Here is a 313-nt window from a genome sequence, read left to right on the forward strand (position 1 = left end):
TGACGGTGACCTTCGGCCGCAACACCGGCGTCTGACCGCTGCCGCCGGTGGGAGCGTCCGCAGGACCGCCACCGTCAGCGCCGCCGGCACCGTTGGCGCCATCGGTGTCGGTGTCGGTGCCGGGCCGGGTGGGGGTGTCGCCGCAGATCAGGGACATCAGGGCGTCGGCGCGGCGTTCTGCCTTGGAGTAGTTCGGCTCCGGCTCGACAGGCTCATCCGGGTCGGTGTCGGGGTCGGCGGCCCGGCCGGCAGCCGCGGCGGTGGTGTCAGCGTCGGCGGCGTCGTGTTCGGCGACGCGTTGGTCGAGGGCTTC

1 pseudogene is annotated in these 313 nt (G+C 74.1%); it reads right to left on the reverse strand.

Annotated features, from left to right (window positions below):
- Positions 1 to 313: pseudogene (locus HMPREF3086_RS18385) on the reverse strand (HNH endonuclease); the annotation flags it as partial.

The organism is Dietzia sp. HMSC21D01, assembly GCF_001815995.1.
Lineage (GTDB): Bacteria > Actinomycetota > Actinomycetes > Mycobacteriales > Mycobacteriaceae > Dietzia > Dietzia cinnamea.